General features: G+C 62.5%; 25 protein-coding genes and 1 pseudogene. 9 read left to right on the plus strand and 17 right to left on the minus strand.

Going from position 1 to position 24,818, the window contains the following annotated elements; genetic code table 11:
* The first annotated feature begins 184 nt into the window (after positions 1–184).
* Positions 185–547 (plus strand): response regulator, encoded by a 363-nt coding sequence (locus FJW10_RS18885; protein WP_140833336.1) that lies wholly within the window; start codon positions 185–187, stop codon positions 545–547.
* An 11-nt stretch (positions 548–558) separates the two neighbouring features.
* Here the strand turns inward: FJW10_RS18885 and FJW10_RS18890 are convergent, their stop codons facing one another.
* Genes FJW10_RS18890 through FJW10_RS18900 form a run of 3 tightly spaced genes read right to left on the minus strand, consistent with a single transcriptional unit; the run spans position 559 to position 5,549 of the window.
* A complete protein-coding gene (locus FJW10_RS18890; protein WP_140833334.1) occupies positions 559–933 on the minus strand; it encodes a response regulator in 375 nt (124 codons plus the stop codon).
* Between the two features lie 34 nt (positions 934–967).
* Entirely contained in the window at positions 968–4,540 is a 3,573-nt protein-coding gene (locus FJW10_RS18895) for a CheR family methyltransferase (protein WP_140833332.1), read from the minus strand.
* The gene (locus tag FJW10_RS18900; RefSeq protein ID WP_140833330.1) at positions 4,494–5,549 is read right to left on the minus strand and encodes a chemotaxis protein CheB; all 1,056 of its coding nucleotides are present in this window, start codon (positions 5,547–5,549) and stop codon (positions 4,494–4,496) included. The genes FJW10_RS18895 and FJW10_RS18900 overlap by 47 nt, the downstream gene beginning before the upstream one ends.
* A 335-nt stretch (positions 5,550–5,884) precedes the next feature.
* On the opposite strand from FJW10_RS18900, the gene FJW10_RS18905 reads away from it, so the two are divergent.
* Entirely contained in the window at positions 5,885–6,316 is a 432-nt protein-coding gene (locus FJW10_RS18905) for a hypothetical protein (protein WP_140901209.1), read from the plus strand.
* A gap of 52 nt (positions 6,317–6,368) precedes the next feature.
* On the opposite strand, the gene FJW10_RS18910 is transcribed toward FJW10_RS18905, so the two are convergent.
* Entirely contained in the window at positions 6,369–6,971 is a 603-nt protein-coding gene (locus FJW10_RS18910; RefSeq protein WP_181177577.1) for a response regulator, read from the minus strand.
* Positions 6,972–7,183: 212 nt separating this feature from the next.
* Here FJW10_RS18910 and FJW10_RS18915 point away from each other — a divergent pair, with 212 nt between their 5' ends.
* Positions 7,184–7,396 (plus strand): hypothetical protein, encoded by a 213-nt coding sequence (locus FJW10_RS18915; RefSeq protein WP_140901210.1) that lies wholly within the window; start codon positions 7,184–7,186, stop codon positions 7,394–7,396.
* Complete coding sequence (locus FJW10_RS18920; protein ID WP_140901211.1) at positions 7,386–7,988, plus strand: diguanylate cyclase; 603 nt, start codon at positions 7,386–7,388, stop codon at positions 7,986–7,988. The genes FJW10_RS18915 and FJW10_RS18920 overlap by 11 nt, the downstream gene beginning before the upstream one ends.
* Before the next feature lie 169 nt (positions 7,989–8,157).
* On the opposite strand, the gene FJW10_RS18925 is transcribed toward FJW10_RS18920, so the two are convergent.
* Positions 8,158–8,361 (minus strand): DUF2934 domain-containing protein, encoded by a 204-nt coding sequence (locus tag FJW10_RS18925; protein WP_140833323.1) that lies wholly within the window; start codon positions 8,359–8,361, stop codon positions 8,158–8,160.
* Positions 8,362–8,510: 149 nt separating this feature from the next.
* On the opposite strand from FJW10_RS18925, the gene FJW10_RS18930 reads away from it, so the two are divergent.
* Positions 8,511–8,801, plus strand: coding sequence for a hypothetical protein (locus FJW10_RS18930; protein ID WP_181177578.1), 291 nt, complete (start codon positions 8,511–8,513; stop codon positions 8,799–8,801).
* 499 nt (positions 8,802–9,300) lie between these two features.
* Here the strand turns inward: FJW10_RS18930 and FJW10_RS18935 are convergent, their stop codons facing one another.
* From FJW10_RS18935 to FJW10_RS31055, 8 genes are all read right to left on the minus strand, one after another.
* A complete protein-coding gene (locus FJW10_RS18935) occupies positions 9,301–9,612 on the minus strand; it encodes a hypothetical protein (RefSeq protein WP_140833321.1) in 312 nt (103 codons plus the stop codon).
* Positions 9,613–9,763: 151 nt separating this feature from the next.
* Complete coding sequence (locus tag FJW10_RS18940) at positions 9,764–9,967, minus strand: hypothetical protein (protein ID WP_140754205.1); 204 nt, start codon at positions 9,965–9,967, stop codon at positions 9,764–9,766.
* Positions 9,968–10,021: 54 nt separating this feature from the next.
* Positions 10,022–12,013, minus strand: coding sequence for a protein-L-isoaspartate(D-aspartate) O-methyltransferase (locus tag FJW10_RS18945; protein ID WP_140833319.1), 1,992 nt, complete (start codon positions 12,011–12,013; stop codon positions 10,022–10,024).
* A gap of 12 nt (positions 12,014–12,025) precedes the next feature.
* Positions 12,026–13,786, minus strand: a complete 1,761-nt coding sequence (locus tag FJW10_RS18950) for a thiamine pyrophosphate-dependent enzyme (RefSeq protein ID WP_140833317.1) — start codon at positions 13,784–13,786, stop codon at positions 12,026–12,028.
* Between the two features lie 1,520 nt (positions 13,787–15,306).
* The gene (locus FJW10_RS18955; protein ID WP_140833315.1) at positions 15,307–16,377 is read right to left on the minus strand and encodes an HWE histidine kinase domain-containing protein; all 1,071 of its coding nucleotides are present in this window, start codon (positions 16,375–16,377) and stop codon (positions 15,307–15,309) included.
* Positions 16,377–17,120, minus strand: coding sequence for a Crp/Fnr family transcriptional regulator (locus FJW10_RS18960; RefSeq protein WP_140833698.1), 744 nt, complete (start codon positions 17,118–17,120; stop codon positions 16,377–16,379). Before FJW10_RS18960 ends, FJW10_RS18955 begins: the two co-directional genes overlap by 1 nt.
* Before the next feature lie 437 nt (positions 17,121–17,557).
* Entirely contained in the window at positions 17,558–17,776 is a 219-nt protein-coding gene (locus FJW10_RS18965; protein WP_140901212.1) for a hypothetical protein, read from the minus strand.
* Between the two features lie 248 nt (positions 17,777–18,024).
* Entirely contained in the window at positions 18,025–18,357 is a 333-nt protein-coding gene (locus FJW10_RS31055) for a DUF982 domain-containing protein (RefSeq protein WP_348639760.1), read from the minus strand.
* A 397-nt stretch (positions 18,358–18,754) separates the two neighbouring features.
* Here FJW10_RS31055 and FJW10_RS30985 point away from each other — a divergent pair, with 397 nt between their 5' ends.
* Together FJW10_RS30985 and FJW10_RS18975 are read left to right on the plus strand one after the other, a co-directional pair.
* Entirely contained in the window at positions 18,755–18,883 is a 129-nt protein-coding gene (locus FJW10_RS30985) for a hypothetical protein (protein ID WP_281405131.1), read from the plus strand.
* 49 nt (positions 18,884–18,932) lie between these two features.
* Positions 18,933–19,085, plus strand: a pseudogene (locus tag FJW10_RS18975) (IS5/IS1182 family transposase); the annotation flags it as partial.
* 27 nt (positions 19,086–19,112) lie between these two features.
* Here FJW10_RS18975 and FJW10_RS18980 read toward each other — a convergent pair.
* The 4 genes from FJW10_RS18980 to FJW10_RS18995 all read right to left on the minus strand — a co-directional run bounded on the left by FJW10_RS18980 (position 19,113) and on the right by FJW10_RS18995 (position 22,318).
* Positions 19,113–19,886, minus strand: a complete 774-nt coding sequence (locus FJW10_RS18980; protein ID WP_140833311.1) for an amino acid ABC transporter ATP-binding protein — start codon at positions 19,884–19,886, stop codon at positions 19,113–19,115.
* A gap of 3 nt (positions 19,887–19,889) precedes the next feature.
* Positions 19,890–20,666: an amino acid ABC transporter permease gene (locus FJW10_RS18985; protein WP_140833309.1), complete on the minus strand. Its 777-nt coding sequence runs from the start codon at positions 20,664–20,666 to the stop codon at positions 19,890–19,892.
* Between the two features lie 61 nt (positions 20,667–20,727).
* Complete coding sequence (locus tag FJW10_RS18990) at positions 20,728–21,558, minus strand: ABC transporter substrate-binding protein (RefSeq protein WP_181177579.1); 831 nt, start codon at positions 21,556–21,558, stop codon at positions 20,728–20,730.
* Between the two features lie 79 nt (positions 21,559–21,637).
* On the minus strand, positions 21,638–22,318 hold the full coding sequence (locus FJW10_RS18995) for a GntR family transcriptional regulator (RefSeq protein WP_181177580.1): 681 nt from the start codon (positions 22,316–22,318) through the stop codon (positions 21,638–21,640).
* A gap of 101 nt (positions 22,319–22,419) precedes the next feature.
* Here FJW10_RS18995 and FJW10_RS19000 point away from each other — a divergent pair, with 101 nt between their 5' ends.
* A complete protein-coding gene (locus FJW10_RS19000; RefSeq protein ID WP_281405132.1) occupies positions 22,420–23,799 on the plus strand; it encodes an amidohydrolase in 1,380 nt (459 codons plus the stop codon).
* Positions 23,796–24,815 (plus strand): CobW family GTP-binding protein, encoded by a 1,020-nt coding sequence (locus FJW10_RS19005; protein WP_140833301.1) that lies wholly within the window; start codon positions 23,796–23,798, stop codon positions 24,813–24,815. The genes FJW10_RS19000 and FJW10_RS19005 overlap by 4 nt, the downstream gene beginning before the upstream one ends.
* The last annotated feature ends 3 nt before the right edge of the window (positions 24,816–24,818 follow it).

Raw genomic sequence — 24,818 nt, forward strand, 5'->3', positions numbered from 1 at the left:
GCCTTGTCAGACCTCGATGTGATCCAGCTCAGCCGGGGCGAGGACGCAGGCTTGGATCAAGCCGGCCCGAATCCTATCGGCAGCCGCGCAGCCGTTTGCGGACGAAACGTCGTACGCTTCCCGGGCCGGCGGAGTATAACAAGCCGTTTGCCAGGAGGAAGTAAGCGTGTCAGAGGAGATCGTCATGCAAGCGCCCCTGGCACTGATCATTGAAGACGAATACCTGATCGCTTGCGACGTGGCGGATGGCTTAAAGGCGCTCGGCTTCGAGGTGGCCTGCGTGGCCTCGGAACGGGCAGCCGCGACCTGGCTGGACGACAACCAGCCCGATCTGGCCATCATCGACATCCAATTGCTCGACGGCCAAAGGGGGACCGCCGCCGCTCGCCTCAAGGAGGCGGGTGTGCCCTTTGTCGTGCATTCGGGCTACGATCCGGCCTTCCAGTCGCCTGTCTTCCATGGCGCGCCTTTTCTGCCGAAGCCTGCGCCGATCCGGCATCTGGTCGAGCTTGCGAGCCGGTTGATAGGCGATCGCACCATGTCGTAGGCCAGGCTTTCTCAGTCCGGCGCATCGCTCTTGCGGAACTGCGACACCGCTTCGATCAACAGGTTGTAATCGACCGGCTTCGACAGCTTGGGCTTGTCGCGAAACTGGTCGGGAAAGACAGTGGTGCTGTCGTAGCCGGTGAGGAAAATGAAAGGGACACGGCCGAGCGTGAGATGCTCGGCCAGCGGAAAGCTTTGCTCCCCCCGAAGGTTTACATCCAGCACGGCTCCGTCCAGGGCAACACCATCGATTTGTGCAAGCGCCTGTCTGACCGTAGGTGCCGGGCCGATCACTGTGCATCCTGCTTGCGTCAACCGGTCGGTGAGATCCTCCGCAAGCATAAATACGTCCTCGACCACGAGGACATTCAGGCCGGACAAGAGCATGTTGTGTCCACTCCTCATCGCTCAGCGGCAAATGTCAGCGACCTTTGCCTGACGCCAGCGGAATCTCTATGTCGCATTCAAGTCCGGAGCGTTCGAACCTTAGATCGACCTTCCCTCCCAGCTCGTACTCCAAACTCTGCTGGATGAAGCTCGTTCCGAAATTCCGCCTTGGCGGCTCTTCGACGACAGGTCCGTCGATTTCCCTCCAGCGGATCGACAGAATGCCCGGCCTGTCGGTGTTCCAGGCTACTTTGACGCGACCGTCCTCTGTCGATAGGGCCCCGTATTTCGCGGCATTGCTGGCAAGCTCGAAGAATACCATGCCGAGTGTCGCGGCCGCGCTCGCGCCAAGCTGCAAAGGGTTTCCGAGGATGATGATATTCTGGCGCAGCTTGCTGCTGTAAGGCGACAGCACTGCCCGCAGCAACTGCTCGAGATCGGCATCTGTCCAGTTGTAGGAAGACAGCACGTCGTGCGTTCGACCCATTGCCTGCAGCCGCTGCTGGAAGGATGTGGAAAAATCGCTCATCGAACTGGATGTGCGAACCATGCGAGATGTCAGCGCGGTGATCGTGGCGAGGATATTCTTCACGCGGTGCTGCAATTCGTGCAGCAGCCTTTCCTGGCTGCGCTCGGCCTCCTTGTGGCTGGATATGTCGACCAGCGCCGCGATGGCGCCGCGGACCTTGCCCTTTTCGTCGAACAGCGGGTTGGCCGACATCATGACGTCGATTGCGGTGCCGTCTTCATGCTGGACCCTGGCTTCATAGCCGGGAATTGCCCTGCCGGTGCGCATTGTCTTGAGCAGTGGCTGGTCGTCGGTGCCTATCTTGGTTCCATTGAGCGTCAGCGGCAGGATTGCGGGCACGGATATCAGCTTGGTGCCGGCAGCGGGCCGACCCAACAGCTCCGCCGCGCGCCGGTTGGCGCGGATCTGCACGCCAGCGTCATCCTCGGCGATGAAGATGCCGATCGGCACGAGGTCGAGCAGGGTCCCGAGGCTTTCGACGCGGTTGCGCAGGTCATGCGAGAGTGCGCCGATCCTTTTCTCGGCCTGCGTGATCTGAGTAACGTCGACGAAGGTGACGACCACGCCCGCTATGATGTTGTCGACTGTCCGGTAGGGCAGCACCCTCATGATATAGCTCTTGCCGTTGTCCATGCCCTCGATCTGCCGCTCGATCGTGCCAAGCCTTTGCAGCACCTGTTCCATGTCGGCCTGCAGGCCGTCGGCCGGGAAGCGCGGACGGACATGCGCCAGCGGCCGTCCGACATCGCTTTCCACCAGCCGGAACAGGTCGCGCGCGGTCGGTGTGAAGTTCTTGATGCAGAGGTCCCGGTCGAGGAAGACGGTGGCGATCTGCGTGCTTTCGAGCAGGTTCGCCACATCGTTGTTGGCGCGGGTGAGCTCGTCGACGCGCAGACTGAGCTCGGCATTGACGGTGTGCAACTCCTCGTTGATCGACTGGAGCTCCTCTTTCGAGGTCTCCAGTTCCTCGTTGGACGACTGCAACTCCTCGTTGATCGAGGAAAGCTCCTCGTTCGAGGATTTCAGCTCCTCGTTGGAGGATTCGAGTTCCTCCGTCGTGATCTGCAGACGCTCCTTGGTTTCCCTCAGCTCCCTTTCGAGCTGGCTGACATTGGCGCTTTCAACATCGTCGGTTATGTGGATGGCCTCGTACTCGGCTTCAGGCTTGATCCCGCCGACATCCCGGAAGACCAGCATATAGAGGGGGTCGGAAGAACCATCGCCCGGCAGCGGCTGCACAGCCAGGCTGATCGTCTGACGCCCGCCATTGGTGCCGACGCTGATCTTATTCTGGACTGCCACCTGTCCGGTGCTTACGGCCTTGTGAAGCGCGGCCCTCAGATCCATGCGCAACCCGCGACGCGCCATGGAAAAGACGCTGTGGCTGGGGGCGCCGGCAGCGAGCTCCAGATATTTGCCCGTGCCGCCTGAGCTGTGCATCATTTCGCCGGCGGCATTCACGATCACATATGCCGGCGAATAGCGCTCGACGATCAAACGCTCCGCGATTTCCTGCAGGGTTTCGGTCGTTGCCCGCCGGCGCGCACTTGGATCCGTCGATCTCCCGGCGGCAGCGAGCGGGAATTCCGGCAACCGATGTGTGGTGGCCCCGTTGCGCCTCTGGAAGATGCGGTTTGTCTTATCTACCGTCGAGAACAGCTGTGGATGGCGCGTGACGTTCTCCGAGGAACCGAGAAGGAGATAGCCGTTGTTGCGCAATGCGTAGTGAAAGATCGGGACGATCTTCTCCTGCAGTTCCGGGCCCATATAGATCAAAAGGTTGCGGCACGCGATCAGGTCGAGCTTGGAAAACGGCGGATCTCGCAAGAGATTGTGCGCCGAAAATAGGCAGATCTCCCGCAAGTCGGCGGAAATGCGGTACGTACCGTCCTCGCGCGAGAAGAACTCCTTCAACCGCTTCGGCGCAACGTCCGGCGCGATCGTCGCCGAGTAGCGACCGGCGCGCGCTACTTCCAGCGCGCGCTCGTCGATGTCGGTGGCGAAGATCTGTAAGTTGGGCGAGGCGGCGCCGCGCGGCGCGTTTTCCTTCAAGAGCATAGCGATCGAATAGGCTTCCTCGCCTGTGGCGCAGCCCGGCACCCATACCCTGATCGTCTCGCCAGGCTTGCGGCTCTCGAGCAGCCGGGGAATGACCACACGTTCGAGAGCGTCGAAAGCCTGCGGGTCCCGGAAGAAGCTGGTGACGCCGATCAACAGGTCCTGGAACAAAAGATCGACCTGCTGCGGGTCCTCGCGTAACCGCTCATAGAAGACGGTGGGATCGTCGATCTGCAGCACCTGCATGCGGCGCTGGATGCGCCGCAAAATGGTGTTGTCCTTATAGCCGCTGAAATCATGGCCTGTGCGCGAGCGAAGCAGGGCGACGATGCGCGAAAGCTGTTCGGTCACTTCGCGCTTGCGCCGATCCCGCTCGGTTTCGGTGCGGCTCGCGTGAGTGAAATAGCTGACCAGCTTGCCGGCCATCTCCTCCGCGGGAAGCACCATGTCGACCAGGCCGCTCTGGACGGCGCTGCGCATCATCCCGTCATATTCGGCGCTCTCCTGCGCAAGGGTCAGTCCGCCGCGCTCCTTGATAGCTCTCAGGCCGACGGTGCCGTCGCTGCCGGTTCCGGAAAGAATGATTCCGGCGGCGTTCTCGGCCTGCTCCTGCGCAAGCGAGGTGAAGAAATCATCGATCGGCGCCCGTTTGTCGCGCTCGGCCGCGATTTTGACCAAGTGAAAGCGCCGCTCTTCAATCCTCACCGAAACACCTGGCGGGATCACATAGATGTTATCGGCTTTGATCTCTACGCTTTCGGCAACTGTTTGCGTTGCGATCGCGGTTGAGCGCTGGAGGATGCTGGCAAGTGCACTTTCATGCTCGGCGTCGAGATGCTGGATGACCACGTAGGCGAAGCCGCTGTCGGCGGGCACCTCGGGAAAAAAGCTCCGCAATGCCGCGATCCCACCCGCCGATGCGCCGATGCCGACAATGGGGAAGGACGCCGGCTGTTTTTCATCGTCGCGCGAACTAACCCTTGCCTTGTGAGTACTTGCCTTCCGCGCTGACTTCGCCATTGCCCCTTACCTGAACCCGCCTGCTTTCGAGGATGCGTTCGATCACAGCCGCATCCGCCTCATATTCCTTCGCCCGCCTGCCCATTTCGGCGGCGAGTTCGGAGCGGAGCTTCGCCCGCTCCCGCTCTGCCATTCGCTTGGCAAACGCCGCCCGCTGCTGATGCGAGCGGAGCAGGCTCCACAGGATATCGTCGGCCTCCACCGCCTGCACCTCCATCACCGCGTCGGTGGTGAAGGCATGCCCGGTATGACACCGATAGCGCAGCATGTCACCGTCTTCGATCTCCCACAACGGCCCGTGACATTCCGGGCATGTAAACACTGACAATTCGCCAAGTCGATCCGCTTCTTGCATCGTCGAATGCTCCTGCGCGGCAATGGCCGCTTCCAATCTAACCACAGGCGGGGGAGGAAAGGATTCTCCGGGCGGCTCGACCGCAAGCTTTGCCAGCAAAGGCCCGAGCTCGGCAGCGGGCAGGCAGTGGTCGACGTCGACATAGCGCAGCGCGCTTTCAATCATCCCCGGCACCAGCGTGTCCTTGGGGTGCTGGACGACAGCCAGCCCGCCGACGGACTTGATGGCCCTTAACCCGGCGGTGCCGTCGGAAAGCGAACCCGAAAGCAGAACTCCGATGACACTCGCACCGTAGCTCAGCGCCGCCGAGCGGAACAAGGGGTCGATGGCCGGCCGGGCAAGGTTCTCGCGCGGGCCGCGCCGCAGCATCATATGGCCATCGTGAAGGAGAAGGTGGAAGCCGGGTGGCGCCACATAGATGCAGCCAGTCCTGAACTCTTCACCGTTCCTGGCCGGCTTCGTTTCGAGCGTGCCCGCGCGGTCTAGGATCTCCGGCAGGTAGCTGACCTGGCCGATATGCACCACGACGAAAATGGCGGCCGGCAGATCGGCGGGCAGGTCGTTGACAATCCGCTTCAGCGGCTCGATCCCGCCGGCCGACGCCCCGATGACGATGATATTGTGGTTGTTCGATGGGCCTTTGGAACGGGCCATTCGCCAACAAGCCTCCAAGCTTGGCTGAGAACCGCCCCGATGCAGTGATGGCGCCACCGCGGTTCAGCGGTTGAAACGACTGGTCAGATGTTCAACCCTGCAATCTGCACGAAGTTCCATTCGCTGCCGGCCCAGGCTCATCATCGCGAGGATGGCTGGAACATAGCGGAGGACTGGCAGTTCGGGTTCGCTTCAGGCGCCACGCCAGGCGTTTGTCGAAGATCGGTGAACAACACCCTGATCGGCCAGCGCCTGTCCCTTGCAGGCGCGTGCTTCCGGCCCGGCAGGTCTGCCGCGCCGTGCAGATATCGGCCCCCAAACCACAGGAGACAGCAATGAAGCATCAGACCTCATATGAACTTCAATCGGTGGCAGCCGTCGACCGGCTTGAATTGATTCCGCTTGCAACGAGAACGCAGCGGATCGAGCGGTGGGCGGAACTGCTGGACCGCAATCCCCTTCGGTGCCTGTCCGCGCTAACGGGCACCGAATATGTCGATCCCGAGGTTCGCGAACGCGTGCGCGCGGACGGATCGCCGATCGCGGTTGCGTTCGATGATCCGTTGCTGCGCGCGGCCGGCTTGCAGTCCGACACCTACGGCGAGGCGAAGCGCTTTTTCGAATTGTCCGATTGGCAATTGCATGACGTCGTGTGCAGCTGCCATGCCGGCGCGACGATGCAAGCCACCTGGGCTGCCGCGCGGGTCCGCCGGATCATAAAAGGCAACCGGATTCTCGGCTGGCTCAGAAGCCGCCTGACGCATTGACAATGCTGGTCGCCCGGCGAACGCAGCTCGCCGGCGGCTCGGCTGTCTGAGATCAGTGCAGCAGGCAAGCTCCGCGCAACCGCGCCATCCTGCGCATGATGGTGTTCAGCCAGTCGGCGATCGACGACCCTTCGGGCCTTTTGTCGATATCGTCAAGCGCCTGTTCCAAAGTGTGCTGGACAAGGCGGTCGGAAGCGCCGGCATCGTCCAACAGCAGACGCGCGGTGAGCCGGAGTTTGGGGAGCAGCGCCACGACGTCCTCCGCCGCGGTCGCCGGCTGCGCGACGGTCAATGGCTCTGCAGAGGGCTCCGGCTGGAACAGCGCATCGACCACGACAGCGCGGTTTGACGACTTGCTCAGGCTGCTCGCGAAACGCAAACGCTCGGGGATGGCGATCTCGTCATACCCGCTGAAGAAGACGAAAGGCACGTTGCGCCGCATCAATTCATCCGCTACCGGGAAAACGTGGCGGCCATGCAGATTGATATCCAGAATCGCTGCGTCCGCCGCCTTTGCGTGTCGCCCGGCCTGCTCCACTGTCGCTGCCGGTCCGAGGATGATAGCGCCCATGTCAGCGTAGAAAGTCGCCAGATCGCTGGCCACCAGCCACTCGTCTTCCGCGATCAAGAGGTGAAGTCCCCTGAGGTTTCGCACACGAAGCTCCTTAGTTCATATTCTCATTGTGGTGAGACCTCAGTCGCGCGTCGATACCAGGCGCGTGTATCCACGAGGTCGCAGGGAACCCAATTGGTAGAACGCGGCGATGGGTGAACCGTTCCAGCCGTTAACTGCGCGCGCGATCCGGATCCGACAGGCATGGAACCATTCCGTCGGCCTGCGGTTCGGCGTGAGGCCGGCCGGGAACCATGACTATGACTTCGCACGGCGAAGCTCCCAGGGACGACAACGGGGTCGAAAATGCCGAATGTGTCCGCGACCTTCCGGAAAGAGCGAGAATTCCAAGCGGGTTGGTGCTGGCGCTGATGCTGAAATACGGCAACGAGCCGAACGTGCTCGATCGCGAGGCTGCAAAGCTCGAGCGCGGCGCGGAGAATAGGGAGACACCCGGTGCTAGCTGATCCGATGGTGCTCATCCTAATGTATTTCGTCTTGCCGGTCTGGCTGATTGCGGGCTTTGCCGACTGGCTCTGCCATCGCGCCACCCACATCGAATCGACGACCGGTGCGAAGGAATCGCTCATTCATTTGCTGATGTTCGCCGAGGTTGGAATCCCGCTGCTTGCGGCAATGTTCCTGGAGGTGAATGCCTTGGTGATCGCCGTGATGATCGTCACCTTCTTCCTCCACGAAGCGACGGCGCTGTGGGACGTTCGCTATGCGACCACCGCGCGCACGGTGAGCCCGATCGAGCAGCATGTGCACAGCTTCCTGGAAATGATCCCGCTGACGGGTCTGGTCATCGTGGTGGCGCTGCATTGGGGCCAATTCCTGGCGCTGTTCGGCGCCGGAACGGAAAAGGCTCGCTTCGATTTGACCTGGAAAGAACAGCAACTGCCGGTGATATACATTGCCGTCGTGATGATCGTGATCGTGCTGTTCGAGCTGCTGCCCTATGTGGAGGAGTTCTTCAGAGGCCTGCGCGCCAACTCAGGCCGGCTGGTGCCGGACAAAGCAAGGCGGCATGAGCCCGGCGACACGGCGACGCGCTGAGGCTGGCTGTCCTCTCAGCCGTTCTGGTCGATAGCGTGCGGCGAGGGCTGCTGGGCGCCACCGCTCGGGCGCCCGCCGTTTTGGTCAGCCCAGACCCAAACGGCGACCAGAACGATCACCAGAATGCCGAGCGCAATTAGGATACGACGCATGCCCGGGCCGACGTGTTTCAGCCGCCTGGCCGGTTGGCGGCCGGATCAGAGCCGGCGCCAACTGCGGGATCGGGCGCCACCGGACCGCGCTCGACTTCCGAGCCTTCCGACTCGATCTCCTGCACGGCTTGATCCCAGTGTTCCTGCTGGCGGCCCTGAGGGCGGCCTTCACGCTCCCAGATCTCATGGGCGCGTTGCCTGATGCGTTCTTCCCTGTCCATGCCTGGCTCCTCTCGCACGGCTGAACTGCATTGTCTGCGCCTAATCGGATGCCTGGAGGTTTGTTCCACCGGACTTGAAACGGACTGCCCAGCTGTTGGAACGCCGCTCTCGCGCCGGTGTTATCTTTCATCCAACCGGAGATAGAGCCATGAAGAACAGTCAGAACCGTCGCGAGACCGGCGCCACGAAATATCCCGCCAACACCGATCCGGATCCGAGCGACGAATTTTCCCAGGACGCCGCCAGCAACGACAGACCTCACGTCGATCCAAGCCGCAACCGCAAACAGGGCGAGGTCGAGGACAAGACCCATCAATCGGATGGCCGCAATCCGCCGCGGCAGCCGACGCCCAGCCCGGCGACCGAGCGCCCAGGAGCGGTCGTCAGCCCCGCGCTTATGCGACGGAATGAACGGCGCCGCCGACGTCGTGAAGCATAGCTATGACTTCTAAGTTTGGAGACTGGCCGCCGTCGACGATCCGGCGGCGGATTGTGAGGCTCTGGAACCATCTGGAGCCGCCGCAACCATGGCGGATCGGCGGCCATGAACAGCGTCGAGCGAACATCTGCGGGAACGGGCGGGCCACGTCCGCTCCGGCGATGGCATAGCTTCCCCTGACGGCAAATGTCCTGACGAGCTTGCTCAGCGTCCCGGCATCGACGCACCAGCGCCTGCTGCGCTGGGGTAGATTGCTACCAGGCGCCGCCTTCGGATGTGAAAGAGACAAATACGGCTACCAGCTCTCGATCGGCGAGCTGATCCCCTACAGCGATCATCGCACCAACGGTCGCGGGAACGAGCGCAAGTCTGCGACAACAAGTTCCAGCACTCCTTCTGCCCTTATCTTTCTAACCGCGAGACGTGGCCGGGCCGGCACTGTAGCAGGGCCGGAGGCCCGCCTTTCCGGACGGGCCTCCGGCCGCGTAAAGGCTAGGGCTTACTTGTTGCAATTCTGCGTGTCGGACGTGGTGTTCCCGCTGGCCGTGTTGTTCTGGATGTCGTTTCCGCTCGCGTCCTTGCAGCGGTCGCCGATGCCGCCGGACCCGTTTGTCGTCGTGCTGTTTGTGGCATTCGGATCGACCGTGCCGCCATTGCCGTTGTTGTTCATGCCGTTGGTCCCGGTCGTGGCGCCTGTGTTGTTGGTGCCAGTCCCGGTGCCGCCGGTCCCAGTACCGGAACCGCTCGATTGGGCCATTGCGGATGTAGCCAGGACAATTGCGACGGCCGAAGCCGAGAGAAGCTTAATCATGGGGAAGTCTCCTGTTTGATCGCCTGATTGCGATATGTTTCAAACAAGAGACTCCTACCAATGTTCCAATTGAGCTATGCGCGAGTTCTGGTTTGTTTGCTGTTCGTTTGTGAAAGATGCAACGTTGTGTCTAACGTAGGAACGAATGGATTTATTTGTTCGTACGGACTTTCTGGCGCGGGTTGATTCCGCCCGCGGAGGTGGTGTCGTTTTCGACATCTCCCTCAACGGTGTTCTCGCCGTGCTCCAATTCGTCGCCTTCCTTGATGGTGCCCTTGGAGGTGCCGATGCCGGGATCGTTCGCCATGTCGGCGTTGCTCGGTTTTTTCGATTTCGGGTGCTGGTTTCCACTCATGGCTGTTCCTCGCTATGTTTTTCCGAACCCGGGGAAGCTCCGAAGGTTCCAGCGTCAAAAGCCGAACGGATAGGTTTCCGGCACGCGTTCGGCAGCGTGCTCGGGTCCGAGCGGCGTGACCGCGTTGGTTTCATCGAACCACACAAAGGCATCGAATTGCCGCGCCAGCGAGGCGTCGGCATAGTGGCTGTGCAGTTCGGTTTCCGGCCGGTAGATCACCCCGATAAATCGTTCCAGCCGGCGCTCGGTCAGGCGGTCGCGCAGGTCCGGGTCGTGCCCGAGGTCAAGCAGGAACCGGTGAATGCCGGCGTCGTGGCAGAGCCGCTCGTAGCTGTCTTCGCGAGAGGGCCGCACCGACTTGATTTCCATGTCTCCGTCCCAGTCGGTCGCTGCCGCGACGGTGCCTGCATGCGTGCCCAGGCCGATGAGTGCCACGGCATCGCCAAACTTCTGCCGGCAGAGCTGGCCGATATTCACTTCGTCGCGCGAGATGCCCATTTCGGTGTAGCGCGCGTCGCCGATATGCGAATTGTGCGCCCAAACGACAGCCTTCGCGTTGGGGCCCCCCGCATCGAGGATATGCTCCAGCGTTTCGAACATATGAGTATCGCGCAAATTCCAGGATTGCGGGCCGCCATAATACATGGTGCGGTAATAATGCTCGGCGGAGGCGACGAGACGGGCATTCTGCGCGGCGTCGAAGAGGTCGTCGCCGTCTTGTCCGGTATCGTCAAGCTGCCTCGCCAGCATCTCGCGGCATTGTTCGAGAACCGCTTCCTCGCATTCGCGGTAACCCCTGGTCAGCGCGGCGCGGCCATAGGTCGACGGCTCGGTCTGCCAAGGCGTCAGGCAGCCATAGCGCTCGCGCGCAACCTTTGCCGCTTCCGGGTCTACGCGGTCGAGATACTCCAGGACGGCGGCGATCGAGCCGCGCATGTCGTAGATGTCGAGGCCATAGAAGCCTGCTTGCGGCTGGAGTGCCTTGATCTTGTCATTGTGCTCGCGCAACCACTCCACGAATGCCGCGACGTCGGTGTTGCGCCACATCCAGGTCGGAAAGCGCTGGAAGGGTCGCTCGGCGCCAGCGGAAGTGCTCTTACCGCGAACATGGCGGTCGATCGCAGCCGCATCGGGCCAATCGGCTTCCACCGCCACGATGGTGAAGCCGTGTCTCTCGATCAGCCTTTTGGTGATTGCCGCGCGCGCCCGGTAGAATTCGGATGTGCCGTGGCTGGCTTCGCCGAGCAAGACGATCCGCCGGTCCGCGAAGCGGTCGAACGGTTCGGCAAAGCCGGGATCGTTGAAGTCGGGCAGCGGCTCGGCGGCCGCGGCGATCATTTCCGGGAGGCTGCGCTGGCGCGCCAGTGGAATCGCGCGGACAGTCGCCGGGCGGCTTTCCTCCCGCCAGCCCTGTTCGCCGATGAGCGGGACGAACCGCACCCCGCCGAAATCCTCCTCGCTGTAGGTCGAAGCGCCCGTGCGGGTTACCTTGAGCAGGCGCTGCTCGTCGGGATCGTCGCCCGCCGGGATGACCAGCCTGCCGCCGACGTGGAGCTGCTGCTGCAAGGCCAGCGGCGCGCCCGGCCCGCTCGCCGCGACCACGATGGCATCGAAGGGCGCCGCTTCCGGCCAGCCTCTGGTGCCGTCACCGGTCCGAACTTCGATGTTGTCGTAGCCTAGTCTTTGAAAGCGGTGCCGTGCGGTTTCGGCCAGCGCTGTGTGGCGTTCGATCGTGTAGACATGGTCGACGATCCGGCTCATGACGGCGGCTGCGTAGCCCGATCCTGTGCCCACCTCGAGCACTTGGTCGCCCGGGCCGATTTCCGCCATCTCCAGCATGAAGGCAACGATGTAAGGCTGCGATATCGTCTGGCCTTCCGCGATCGGCAGCGGTCCATCCTCATAGGCGAATTCCTCGTAGCCGGGATCCACGAAGACTTCGCGGGGGACCTCGCGCATCGCCGCCAGGATTTCCCGATCATGGATGCCGCGGCGGCCGAGATGAACATCGACCATCCGACGGCGCTCGCGGGAAAGATCGAGCATCGGAATTCCCTCCTATTGTCCTGCCTCCATCATCGTCTTGGCTGGCTCCCGGGCGACGTTTTCCTCGATCTCACCGCGACCCGGAGTCTGAGGCAGCGCCTTGCGGAAGTTCTTGGCGTAGTCGGGTGGCATTTTCGGCGGCATCATCGGCTCATAGGCGTCGACCAGCGCCTCGATGATCACCGGGCCGCTGGTGGCGAAAGCCTGGTCCAGCACGCGCTCGACCTCCTCCGCCCGCTCGATGCTGAAACCTTTTCCGCCCATCGCCTCGGCGGCCTTGGCGAAATCGATCGGCTGCAATTCGCAGCCGAATTGCGGGTTGCCGAGAAACATCATCTGCTCCCAGGCGATCTGGTTCAGCATGTTGTTCTTGATGACCAGGATTTTCAGCGGGATGCCGTAGCGCACCGCCGTGGAAAACTCGCCGAGCTGCATGGCAAGCCCGCCGTCGCCGACGATCGCCGCGATCGGCCGGCCGGGAAAGGCGATGCCGGCGGCGATCGCATAGCTGAGACCGCAGGACATGGAGGCGAGCGCGCCCGAGACGCCGAAGGCCTGCCCAGCGCGGAGATCGACATCGCGGGCGGCGAGTTCCGTGTTCTGGCCGGAATCAGTCGCCAGTACCGTATTCTCGGCAAGGCGTTCGCCGAAGGCGCGCGCGATGCGCTGCGGCTTGAGCGGATGCGCCGCGCCATCTTCTGACTGGCGCATCATCTCGCGCCATTTTTGCATCGCGGTTTGCGCGGCCGCCAGGAATTCGCCGTCGCCTTTCTGCTTCAGCCGCTTGTTGAGGGCGCGCAATGTCTCGGCCGCATCGCCGACCAGGCCGGCCTCGACCGGAAAGCGCAGGCCGATACGCTGCGCGTCGCAATCGATCTGGACGCCACGCGCTGTGCCCGGCTGCGGATAATATTCGATGTAGGGGAATGTCGAGCCGACGATGAGGATGGCGTCGCACGTCTCCATCGCCTCCTGTGATGGCAAGGTGCCCAGAATGCCGATGCCGCCGGTGGTGTAGGGATGGTCGTCCGGCAGCACCGCCTTGCCGAGCAGCGCCTTGACGATCGGCGCCTGCAGCAGCCGCGCCGTTTCCTCGAGCTCCACCGCCGCGCCGATGGCTCCGCGCCCCGCTAGGATCGCCACGCGCCCTGCATCATTGAGGACGGCCGCGGCTTTGTCCAACTCCGCATCTTGCGCGAGACAGTGAGGTGCGAACATGTCCTGCGGCGTGTGCGCCGCGCGGTTGCGCTTGGATCGCTTGGCCGCGTCGGCGGGCTGTTCCTGGATATCGCTGGCGATCGAAAGATGGGCGACGCCCTTGCGGGCAAGCGCTGTGCGGCAGGCGAGGCTTGCTACGTTCTCCATATGCGCGGCGTCCGAGACCTGGACGTTGTAGACGCTGACGTCGTTGAAAACTCGAGTAAGATCGACATCCTGCTGCGTGAAAGTCTCGATCAGGTCATGGAACTGCATGCCGGTGATTGCCAGCACCGGCGCCTGGTCGAGCTTGGCGTCGTAGAGGCCGGTGAGAAGATGGGTGCCGCCGGGTCCGGATGTTGCCAGGCACACGCCGAGCCTGCCTGTCCATTTGGCGTAGGCGCAAGCCATGAACGCGGCCGATTCCTCGTGTCGCACCTGGACGAAGGATATCCTGTCCTGGCTTTTGCGCAGCGCCTCCATGACGCCGTTGATGCCGCCGCCGGGGAGCCCGAACACGACTTCGACGTTCCAGGCAATCAAGGTGTCGACGAGAATTTCGGCTGCATTGGGCATGGCGAGGCTCCGCTATCGCTGCCCGAACCAGCAAGACCTGCGGTTGGTTCCCTCACATCGGATCGGGCCGGGCCGACAGCCACTGGGAACCAACCCGATGCGCAGGATTGGGCGCCACTGCAGTGTGGTGCCCTTAAAGAGGCGGTTGGAGGGATTCCTGGCCGATTCCGGCAGGCGAAGAGACGGTCGCCGGTCCAGCGGATGGGCGGAGCAGGAACTTTTTCTCCGTCAGTGGGTTAGTGGGGCAGGTATTAACGCATGTTAGGGTCCGGCTGTGGTACGGAAGTTTCGTCAAGCACTGAGATCGGAACAGGAACTGTCCGAGGCGATAACGCCGGAACGCCAGACGATCCTGGCGTTGGAGGCGCTGATAGTCGAGGAAGCGCCTTCTCGAATGCTCGAACTGGCGCGAAAGCTCGACACCGCAATGGCCGCAATGGCGTTGCGTGCGCACAACTCCCGTCCGAATTGACTTTCAACTGAAGACGTCGCGTGACGACATCGCGCCGATCCGGAACAATTGGGGCCGGGATCTGTTCGCCTGTGAAACGTTCCATGGTGAATGGATGAAGAGCCTTATTCAAAAGCCTGATGGCCGAGTTCCTGCCGCGCTGGTGGCGCCGAAAATCTCGCATGCCGGCACCGAGAGAGGTGCCCGCTCGTGCATCCTCGCGAGCGACGCCGAACCGTTCCCAGGCAAGCGGAACAGGGGAAGGAACGGACGCCGGCCCAAGATAGCTCAAGCCAAGGCATCCGCCCCCGGCCGGAAAGGCAAGCATCAACGCTGCGGTCGCCGATAAGATAAGGGATATCCGCGTGCTCATGGGGCAAGGCTTCCTTTGGTCTTGGTGGCACCGAACAACCGTTATTGCCTTTGTTCCCAAGGACCGTGTTTCCATGGCCTAAAAAAGCGCCCGGCCGTGGCCGGGCAAATTTCGGATCGATCCGCTATGCTGAAGGTGTCTGGACGGCAACGCCATCCGCCAATGACTTGGCAGGATATTTCGTCGACTCGTTGTTCCGGTCGGCCGACAACGCAGCCGCCGCGGCGCCTCCCGCGGCTGGCGCGCCCCAAAACAACACGGACCGCAGCCCAGGCGTCACGCATACTGGCGGTCGGCGCCGCGAACGGGGAAATGAGCGCGGACGACAAGGCTTATCTCGCCCGTCTGGTCGCGTCGCGCACGGGTCTTCCGCGGGCTGATGCGCAAAAGCGGGTCGACGACGTCTTGGCGCGGGTCGAGGATGCGAGAACAAGGCCAAGGCGGCTGCCGATAAGGCACACAAGGCGAGCGCCACGACCGCGCTAATCGGAACTTTGTCGCTGGTGATCGGCGCTTTCATCGCGGCCGTCGCCGGAGTGCTTGGTGGCCGCCAGAGAGACGAGGACGAGGCCCGCTTTTGCGAAACGGCTGACGGATACCGCCACACGCTGAGGACCCCAGGAAAGTGAGCGGCTTTCCTGTCGGAATTGCGTTGAAGGAGATAGAGCGGCAATCCAGCCGCCGATAGCTCTGGTGCTACTGGCTGCCGATGGCCTCAAGCGGTATGGCAGCCATGAAATTGAGACCGCTCGGAGCGATCCGCAAGTCCACCGTCGCTCCGAGCTCGTAAGGCAAGGTGTGCTCCAGCACCTCCAAACCGAAACCGCGCCGCTCGGCTGGCCTGAAATCATGAGGACTGTTTTCGCTCCATGCGAAGCGGAGCGTGTCTTCTTCCAGCTGCCATTCGATGTCGATGCGGCCCCCGCGACTTGAAAGTGCTCCGTACTTCAGCGCGTTCGTCGCCAACTCGTGAATGGCCAGACCCAGTGTCTCGGCGGCCCTCGGAGCCAGGGCCACGGGCGGGCCTTTGATCGTCAGGTTCTCGCCTTCCCGGCCACCTACGGCGCGCAATTCTTCCGCGATGATCGACGCCAGATTGATACCGATGGACGGGCGACGCGTGATGGCTGCCTGCACGCGGGCGAAAGCGTTGATGCGACCCTCCAGATGAGCCGCCGCCTCGTCCAGCGATTGGCTTTTTTCCATCGTACGCCGAACGATCGAACGGATGACGGCCAGCGTGTTGCGCACATGATGCTGCAATTCAGCGAAGCGCGCCTGCTGCCGTTCCTCGGCTTCCCGCTGACGCGTGATGTCCTGGCCGACGCCGCCGATATGGGCGACCTTTCCCGCTTCATTGCGCATCGGAAAATCGGCATCGCGCAGCCAGCGCATCTCGTTGTCGGCCGGCCGGCATATGCGGTATTCGAAGGTAGCGCGTTCGCCCTCGCGAATGCGCTCGATGTGGCCCAGCACATGCTCGCGATCTTCGGGCACGATAAGCTCGATCCAAGTGGCGAAGTTGTCGCCGGCCAAGGCCTGTTCACGGCTCATCCCGTAAATTGCATCGAAGGAGGGCGTCAGGTATTCCAACTGCAGCGTCTCGGCGTTGCGGATCCATAATACGTCCGAGGCGGCCTCTCCGAAATCCTGCAGGTTCCCCTCGCTCTCACGCAGTCGAGCCTCCGCACGCGCATGCTCGCGCATGCTCGCCTTGACATCGGCCAGACCGCGTTCAAGCGGCTTGTTGGGCGGGCCCTTGGACATCACTCCTCATTAGCATCGAGATGCCTGCCTTCGCGATCAAGATGCAGATAGTTGGGATTGAAAAGGGCGACATCCTGCAATGCCTGGAGATTGGGAATGGTGAGCGTCCTGTCCTTCAGCACAATGAGGTTCGAAGCGCGCAACTCCTGCAGCGTACGATTGACGTGAACCGTCGACATACCCAGCGTCTCGCCCAACTCCGTCTGCGTCAACGGAAATTCGCAACTGCTATTGCTTGTGCAGCCGGCAGCCTCCAGCCGGATGAACAACTCGCACAACAGGTGCGCCATCCGCTCGAGCGCATCGCGCTGGCCGAGATTGACCGTCCACTCGCGCTGGATCGCCGCCGCGACCAGCATCTCCCACCACAGTGCGTGAGTGATGCGCGAGTGCCCGATCGTCATCTCGTCGAAGGCCGCGCGCGAAATTTCCGAAATGGCGACCGGCGTGATGGCAGCGATCGAGTGGTCCATCTCCTTGAGGATGAAGACGTTGAGATCGCACAGATCGCCGGGGAGGAAAAACGCAATGATCTGCCGGCGCCCGTCTTCGAGGGTTTTATAGCGGCAAGCCCAGCCCTCGTTGATCAGATTGATGAATTCAGGCTTCTCGCCTTCGTGGATAATGTCTTCTCGGGCGGAGAAACGCCGAACGCGTTGCGCCGCGATTTTGATCAGCATCTCCTTGTCGGCGTGCGAAAGCCGAGCGAATTTCTCAAGCTTGCGGATCAGAGGTCGCCTCATCCTTATCCTCTTGTTCCGTGATACACAGAATGATCCGGCAACGACCTTACCTATGTTAATGTCGAGCATGGGCCGCGACTCCCACTTGAGGGAGGCAGACCCACGGACAAGAAGGTCGCCGGTGCTCGTGTCCTCGAAATGGAAGAGGAGCATTTCTGGCACAGAATATCACCAAAGCGCTCGCTGCGCTCGGTCTGGCTGTCATCGGTCCTGTGCGACCAGCGATGGAATTGTCGGTCGGGATCGCGTCGGAACCATCGACTTTGTCGCCGGACGAATTGCTGCGACGGCGGCTGCAATTGGTTTTCGCATCGGCTAGGGCGCGAAAGTTGCAGGTTTGAAAAGCCTTACGATCCCACGGAACTGGCGCGTCACATATCGGAAATGACACGCCAGCCATTGCCGGCATCTTCCGACGCTGAGCGTTCGTCGCCGGATCAGATGCTCATCAAGTCGAAGCTCACCGCATGGCCGTGCTTTACGGCCGATCGCGCGATCATGTTGCTCAATTGCGGGCTCTCGACCGAGCAATCCGGCATAACCGTCAAGATGGCACGAGTGGCCGCGGCCACCGACACCGGCGAGCGGTGCGAGAGACGCGTTTCCATGTAATGTTCGATGAGTTCGTTGAGCCGCACAGGATGATATTTGATCACGCCGCAACCTCCCTTAGCTGCGCTTTTATAGTCTTGCAGTTGATAATTGCGCTCAGCTTCGCGGCCACGCATTAACCCATGAGAGGAAGGCGGAAATTCTTTGGAAGCTTTGGCGCAGCAAGGGTCCGATCGGCAGAAAAGGGCCCGCCTCGCCTGGGGGTAGAGTTAGGCGAGCCCTCCGGCTCTCTTTGGCTGCCAGCGTTTTGTTAAGCCAGGGCTGAAATTTATCCGAACCGGAAAGAGTCGCTTTAACCTGAGGCGCAGCTCGCAGGCGAAAATAGCGCCGGCCTCAAGTCTGGTCGCAAGGAAAATCCTTGCGTCTTTTGCGGCAGCGACGAAGGCCTGGCGTGCCACGCGTGGCGGTCCCGCAACACCGATAAACATGCCCTTATTGCATGATGTCGCGCGCTGGAGTTCGGTTGCGGCCAGGTATGCAGAAGCACGTCCGCCGCATCCAGCACGGTTACCACCACCCGATCACGATCAACCCTGCCGGGCTGAACTCGGGCTGCGCGAGATGACGGGCAGGGGAAGGTTCCGGGCGTGGGGGATTGTGTGACGAAGGGGCGTTTGTGATCCACGTTTTCCGTGCCGGCCTCTCGGTGGAGGAGATGTTCACCGCCGGGCGAAGCAAGGAGCGCTGCTTCAGCGTGCGCCGACTTTGCGTGAAGTGGCCGAGTTCGCAGCCTTTTGCCGCTTCCGATCGTACCAGAGCAATGACTTGAGCCATCGCCAACCTCACCTGTGGAATGGTCGTACTAGCAGCAACGTCGATCGTCACAGCACAAACGGAAATCGACATGCCCAAACGGCACGATCCCAACGGAGAACGGATTCGGCTTCGCGCATTGTCGCGGCCTTGCCCGAAAAATCTACAGCGCCTTTATCGATGCCGCGGCCTGGCCTCAATGGCTGCCACCGCGCGGGATGACAGGCCATGTCGAACACTTCGAGCCTTGGGTTGGAGGCCGCTACAGGATGGCATTGACCTGTCTCGGCGACAATCATGGAAGCCCCGGCAAGACATCGGAAGATACTGATGTCGTCGAAGGCAGGTTTGCCGAACTGGTTTCGGACCTGCGTCTGGTGCATCTCGTCACGTTCTAGTCCGACGCCTCGGCTTTCGCAGGCGAAATGCGGATGACATGGAACCTGTCGCCTGCGCAAGGTCACGCCGCATATCGCCATCGACGGCCATCTGAGCAAAACCCAAAAGCTTCACGTGAGAGCGATCGATGCCCGCACGAAGCGCTATCCGGTCTATGAAGCCAGACAGCGCTGCCGCAAGCGGATCGAAGAGGTGTTTGGTGGCACGGGCCAAGATATGATGTCAGTCTCAATGAAGTGCCTTGAGAAAAGAGCGTGTCCGCTCCTCCACGGCATTTGTGAATATCTGAGCCGCGGGACCGATTTCGACCACTGCGCCGTGATCCATCATTACGACGCGGTCCGCCACCTCGCGTGCGAAACCCATCTCGTGCGTAACCACGATCATCGTGGTTCCGGATTCGGCCAACGCCTTCATCACGTCGAGCACTTCTCCCACCGTTTCGGGATCGAGGGCGCTGGTAGGCTCGTCGAACAGCATCACGGCCGGTTTCATAGCTAGTGCGCGGGCGATGGCCACGCGCTGCTGCTGGCCGCCCGATAGTTGGGAAGGATAGTTGCCGGCCTTGTCTGCCAATTTCACACGGGCAAGCAGATCGTGCGCCTCGCGCTTCACCTCGCCGGGATCGCGTCCCTGCACGCGCAAGGGCGCCACGGTGATATTCTCCAGCGCGGTCAGGTGGGGAAAGAGGTTGAACCGCTGGAAGACCATGCCGATCTTCTGCCGTTGCGCGGCAATCCGCTTTTCCGAGTCCTCGACAAGGCGGCCTTTCTGTTCGCGGTAGCCGATCAGTTGACCGTCGACGACGATGCGGCCGGAGTGAATCTTCTCCAGGTGGTTGATGCAGCGCACCAGCGTCGTCTTGCCGGAACCGGAAGGACCGATCAGGCACACGACCTCGCCGCGATTTACATCGAACGAAACGCCGCACAGCACTTCCCAATTGCCGTAGAATTTTCGCACGTCCCGGAGCGAGACGAGGGGGGTCGCATCCTTCGCCATGGCTCAGCGCTGCCCTGACAACAGGCTGCGGAAGCCGGACGGTCTCCCCTCGCCGTTCGCGGGCAGGTCATGGCGGCCGTAATGGGCCTCCAACCGCTTCTGCACGAAGCCCATGATCGTCGTCAGCGCCAGATACCAGATCGCCGCGATGACGAAGAGCTCGAAGGTGCGGAAAGTGGCAGCGTTCAATTGCTGGATGGTCCCGAAGAGCTCTCGAATTCCGATGACGGCGAGCAGCGAAGTGCCCTTGATCATCAGCGTGAATTCATTACCCAACGGCGGAATGACGATACGCGCGGCCTGGGGCAGGATGATCCAGCGCATGGCTGTGTAAGGCCGCATGCCGAGAGCTCGAACGGCGTCGAACTGCCCCTTGTCGATGGAGGCGAGCGCGGCGCGGAAGATTTCGGCCATATAGGCGGCCTCGTTGAGCGACAGCGCGATCAACGCGGCCTGCAGGGGACCGGTAAAGGTGAAAGGCCCTATCTGGATGTCGGGATATTTATAGAATCCGGCTGCGGCGACGCCGGTGTAAATCAACACCAGTTGCACCAGCATCGGCGTGCCGCGCCAGATCCAGACGTAGAATTTCCCAAACCAGCGCAGCCATGCGTGTTTCGAACGCATGCAGAGCGCAATCATCAGGCCGACCGCTACGCCAAGCGCCTGGGCGATGATAGAAATCCAGATCGTCAGCCACAGGCCGCGCCACACGATCGCCGGCGGATTGAAAAGATACTTCAGGAAGAAGGTGCTATCGATATTTATATCGCCGGTCATGGGCTGGCACTCGAATTCAAAAAACAGCCGGCGAGCCACGGGTCGCCGGCCGAAAAGGATGTTATTGAATGCCCATTGCTTCGAAGCCCCAGGCGTCGAGGATCTTCTTGTATTCGCCAGTGTCTCTCATCTCCTTGAGGCCGGCCTCAAAGGCATCGTGCAGTTCCTTGTCCTTCTTGAGGGTGGCGACGCCGATGGTCAGCGAGAAGAGCTGCGGGCTGGCGAGCTTCAGCAGACCCGGCTTCTGTTTGTTGAAGTAGCCAGCCTGGTCGGTCGAGCCGAGATAAACGTCGGCCAGTCCGGCGGTGAGCTGCTGGAAGGCGTCGGTGCCGCTTTGCAGCGAGAGAATGTTGATCTCAGGCTTTCCGGCCGTCTTGAGCGCCTCGTTGGCCTTCTTCAGTTCGCCCTCGAGCGCGGAGCCGACGGCGACCGACACCTTGTGGCCGGAGAGATCCTCCAGGGTCTTGAAGGCGGCGTCATCCTTGGCACGCACGATCAGCGCATTGCCGGAGATGGCGTAGTCGACGAAATCCACCACTTCGCGCCGCTCGGGCTTGTCGGCAAGGCCCGAGATGATGGCGTCGCACTGGCCTGCCTGCAGGGCAGGGATCAGGCCATCAAAGGCGATGTTCTTGTGTTCCGATTTGACGCCCATCGTCTTGGCGAGCGCTGCCGCGATATCGATGTCGAAGCCCTCCGGCGCCTGGGTATCGGGGTTGACCATCTCCCAGGGCGCGTAGGCGAGTTCGGTGCAGAACACGATCTTGCCGGCCTTGGCGATGTTCTCCGGCGCCTTGGGCGCGGCTTGCGCGCCAGACGCCATCATGACGCCCAGTGCCAGTCCGGCGAGGCCGGTGCCGCATAACCTGTCGATTCTTCCGATAGTCCACATTTTCCATCCTCCCATGGCCGTCGCCTTTTGGCGGTCGGTATTGCTGGTTTCGTGGTGCCAGGCGCCAGACTCGGCCTGCTTAATCGGCGGCCGCCTGGCGGCGCCTGTAATTGTGCATGACCTCTTTGCCCGCCTGGGCGACGAGGTTCCTGATCTCCTTGCCGGCACGGCGTCCGTCGCGCGCCTCGATCGCGTCGAGAAGCGATTCCTGCGCTTCGACGGGGTAGCCGGTCTCGTCCAGGTTGACGCTCAGGACAGATAGGATTTGCCGCACCTCGACCGTCATCTCGTCGAACAGACGCAGCAGCCTTGCGTTACCGGAAAGCGCGCAGATCGACCGGTGGAACTCGATGATGGCCTCTATCAATTCGGACTGCTGACCCGACTTGGCGCGTGCGATCAGGTTCTTGTGCGTGGCGCGCAGCAATTGATGCTGATCGGCCGTCGCGCGCTGGACGGCTGATTCCACCGCAGCGGCCTCGATCCACTCACGCAACTCGTAGAGGTCCTCGATCTCTCGCGCCTCGAACTGGCGCACGAAGAAGCCGCGCCGGGGCAGCGAGATGAGCAGCCCGCTCTGCTCCAGCTGCCGGGCGGCCTCGCGCACGGGACCACGACTTACCCCGAGCTTCTGGGCAATTTCACCCTCGACAAGACGCTGGTTCGGCAGCAGTTCGCCATTGGTGATGGCGCGCTGAATCTGCTCCTTCACCTGGGTAACCAGGGTGAGCGTCGGGACCGCGTGAAAACCCTGCTCCAAGTTGTTTCTCCGTGTCACGGGGCCGGTGAATGGCGTTTGACAGCGTTGGAGAAATCAACCACAATCTCCTGAAGACTGTCAACAGTTTACAGAAAACAGAAATGAATCTGATCGAAAACACGCGGCGGCAATGGAAGCTCTTGCAAGCGAATATCATCAGCAAATTCAATAACTTATGGTTAAACCCAGAGCTCGGGAACATGGAGTTCGCCGCCAGCGGCGCGCTATGCGACTGGCTGGAGAAGCACGATTTCAGGGTCGAGCGCGGCGTCTGCGGCCTGCCGACGGCGTTTCGCGCGGAGGCGGGTGAGGGCGGGCCGGCGATCGCGCTGCTGGCCGAATATGACGCGTTGCCGGCCACCGACAACGCGGCGGTCGCCTATCGCAGCGGCACCGGCAGGGCGGCGGGACATGCCTGCGGTCACAATCTGATCGGGCCGGCCAATTGCGGTGCGGCCATCGCCGCCGCGCTGGCTGTGCGGGAAGCCGGTCTTGTAGGGCGTGTCGTCGTGCTTGGCACGCCCTCCGAGGAGATCGTCTGGGGCAAGATCGCGATGTTTGGCCTCGGCGCCTTTGACGGCATCGACGCGATCCTGACCTCACATGGCGACTACCAGAACGGCGCGATCTCACGCCCCTGCCAGTCGGTGATGAACGGTGAGATCGTCTTCCTCGGCGAATCCGGCCACGGCGGAGGCACGCGGCGCCGCAACGCGCTCGACGCGGCCGAACTCGCGGTGCAGTCGCTCGAAAGGCTGCGCGCCCATCATTTTCCAGATGCCTCGCTCGAGCACGTGCTGCGCGTTGCCGGCCATATCCCCAATGTGACGCCAGACGAGGCGCGGCTGTGGCTCACCGCGCGCCACGCCGATTTCGAGCGCGCCAGGGCGGTGTTCGATTTCGCAATCGGCGTGGCCGGGCAGGCGGCCGAGATGACGGGCGTCGCCTTTCGCCATCAGTTCATCGCCGGCACGCGCGGCTATCTGCCCAACGACACGCTCGCACACGCCCTCCAATCAGCGTTGGAGCTGGTCGGTCCGCCGCGCTGGACGGGCGAGGGGCGCGACTTCATGCAGGCCTTGGCGAAGGCGTGCCGTCCGAATGGTGGCTTCACGCTCGATGACGGGATCAGGCTCCACACCGAAGGTCTCGATCCTTACGGGCAGGACGACGGCGAGGCGAGCTGGCGCATTCCGCTCGGTCGCGTCAACTGGGCCTTTCCCGAGGAAGTGCCGTTGCACAACTGGGCGCTCACGGCGTTGTCGGGCCACGAGGCCAGCCATCCCGGCCCGCTGATGGCGTCGGAGGCGCTGGCCATCGCCACCGTGCGGTTGCTTGCCGATCCTGCCGTCGTCGAGGCGGCGAAGGCGGAACTTGCCGGACGTGTCGACGGCAAGGCGCTTGGCGAGCCGGCCTTCGGCGCGCTGGAGACGATGCGCCATCGCCCCGAAAGCTTCTGGAACGCGAGCTGGGTGGAATGAACGCGCTGCCAGATCCGAAGAGCCTGCGTCTTGCGCGCGAGGAGACGGCGCCGGTCGCGGTGCTGACCGGGTTCCTGGGCAGCGGCAAGACCACGCTGGTACGCCGGTTGCTCGCGCTGCCGCAGGCTGCCGACACGGCCGTCATCGTCAACGAGTTCGGCGAGATCGGTCTCGATCACCTGTTGGTCGAGACCGTCGATGAGAACATCGTCGTGCTGCCGGGCGGTTGCCTGTGCTGCCAGGCGCAGGGCGACATGGCGCGCGCGCTGCGTTCGCTGGACGAGGCCGTGGCGGCCGGCGGGTTGCCGCCATTCCGGCGCGTCATCATCGAAACCAGCGGCCTTGCCGATCCGGCGCCGCTGCTGCAGGCCTTTCTTGCCGATCCGCTACGTCTGTCGCGCTACCGGCTGGCGGCGCTCGTGGCCACCGCGGATGGCGTGCTGGGTCCGGACGGGTCGTTCGGGCACGCCGTTGCGCAGGCACAACTGGCGCTGGCAGACCGGGTCCTGATGACCAAGCTGGACATTGCCGGCGAGGCTGGCGAGGCAGGTGCCCGTCGCGCCCTGGATGCGCTCGGGGTGACCAGCGTCGAGCCGGCCGCCTCCAACGATGCACTGATCGCCCAGCTTTTCGCGCCGGCGCCGGCTTTCCGTGCCCGCTGCGCCATGTCCATGGCGGCGGCCGGGCATTCCTGCGCCTTCGCTTCGCTTGCAATGGATGTGCCGGCCAGGCTCGACCTTTCGCGCCTGCTCGCGGCGCTGGAGGCGATGGCCAGCCGGCATGGTGAAAACCTGGCGCGGCTGAAGGGCATCGTCGACGTTAGCGGTGATGCGAGGCCAGTCGCCATCCATGCCGTGCGCCATATGGTGGCGCTGCCGCGCTTCCTGGAGGCTGTAGCGCCGACGGCTCCGCGCGCCATAGTCGCCATCTTTCCGGCTGAGGCGGGCGATGCGATCCGCGAGGATCTTCGCGATCTTGTCGCGGATGCCGGGACGCCGTGCAGCGCGCGCGGCTAGGAG

It is taken from the genome of Mesorhizobium sp. B4-1-1 (assembly GCF_006439375.1).
Taxonomy (GTDB): Bacteria; Pseudomonadota; Alphaproteobacteria; order Rhizobiales; family Rhizobiaceae; genus Mesorhizobium.

Coding starts and splice junctions, on each gene's coding strand:
- FJW10_RS18935 (WP_140833321.1), bottom strand. CDS start 9,612: ATGATTAAGCTTCTCTCGGCTTCGGCCGTCGCAATTGTCCTGGCTACA.
- FJW10_RS18945 (WP_140833319.1), bottom strand. CDS start 12,013: ATGCTCGATCTTTCCCGCGAGCGCCGTCGGATGGTCGATGTTCATCTC.
- FJW10_RS18895 (WP_140833332.1), bottom strand. CDS start 4,540: ATGGCGAAGTCAGCGCGGAAGGCAAGTACTCACAAGGCAAGGGTTAGT.
- FJW10_RS18890 (WP_140833334.1), bottom strand. CDS start 933: ATGCTCTTGTCCGGCCTGAATGTCCTCGTGGTCGAGGACGTATTTATG.
- FJW10_RS18925 (WP_140833323.1), bottom strand. CDS start 8,361: ATGGACAGGGAAGAACGCATCAGGCAACGCGCCCATGAGATCTGGGAG.
- FJW10_RS30985 (WP_281405131.1), top strand. CDS start 18,755: ATGGCATTGACCTGTCTCGGCGACAATCATGGAAGCCCCGGCAAGACA.
- FJW10_RS18885 (WP_140833336.1), top strand. CDS start 185: ATGCAAGCGCCCCTGGCACTGATCATTGAAGACGAATACCTGATCGCT.
- FJW10_RS18960 (WP_140833698.1), bottom strand. CDS start 17,120: ATGAGGCGACCTCTGATCCGCAAGCTTGAGAAATTCGCTCGGCTTTCG.
- FJW10_RS18940 (WP_140754205.1), bottom strand. CDS start 9,967: ATGAGTGGAAACCAGCACCCGAAATCGAAAAAACCGAGCAACGCCGAC.
- FJW10_RS18930 (WP_181177578.1), top strand. CDS start 8,511: ATGAAGAACAGTCAGAACCGTCGCGAGACCGGCGCCACGAAATATCCC.
- FJW10_RS18905 (WP_140901209.1), top strand. CDS start 5,885: ATGAAGCATCAGACCTCATATGAACTTCAATCGGTGGCAGCCGTCGAC.
- FJW10_RS18980 (WP_140833311.1), bottom strand. CDS start 19,886: ATGGCGAAGGATGCGACCCCCCTCGTCTCGCTCCGGGACGTGCGAAAA.
- FJW10_RS18955 (WP_140833315.1), bottom strand. CDS start 16,377: ATGTCCAAGGGCCCGCCCAACAAGCCGCTTGAACGCGGTCTGGCCGAT.
- FJW10_RS18985 (WP_140833309.1), bottom strand. CDS start 20,666: ATGACCGGCGATATAAATATCGATAGCACCTTCTTCCTGAAGTATCTT.
- FJW10_RS19005 (WP_140833301.1), top strand. CDS start 23,796: ATGAACGCGCTGCCAGATCCGAAGAGCCTGCGTCTTGCGCGCGAGGAG.
- FJW10_RS18900 (WP_140833330.1), bottom strand. CDS start 5,549: ATGGCCCGTTCCAAAGGCCCATCGAACAACCACAATATCATCGTCATC.
- FJW10_RS18990 (WP_181177579.1), bottom strand. CDS start 21,558: ATGTGGACTATCGGAAGAATCGACAGGTTATGCGGCACCGGCCTCGCC.
- FJW10_RS19000 (WP_281405132.1), top strand. CDS start 22,420: ATGAATCTGATCGAAAACACGCGGCGGCAATGGAAGCTCTTGCAAGCG.
- FJW10_RS18950 (WP_140833317.1), bottom strand. CDS start 13,786: ATGCCCAATGCAGCCGAAATTCTCGTCGACACCTTGATTGCCTGGAAC.
- FJW10_RS18915 (WP_140901210.1), top strand. CDS start 7,184: ATGACTATGACTTCGCACGGCGAAGCTCCCAGGGACGACAACGGGGTC.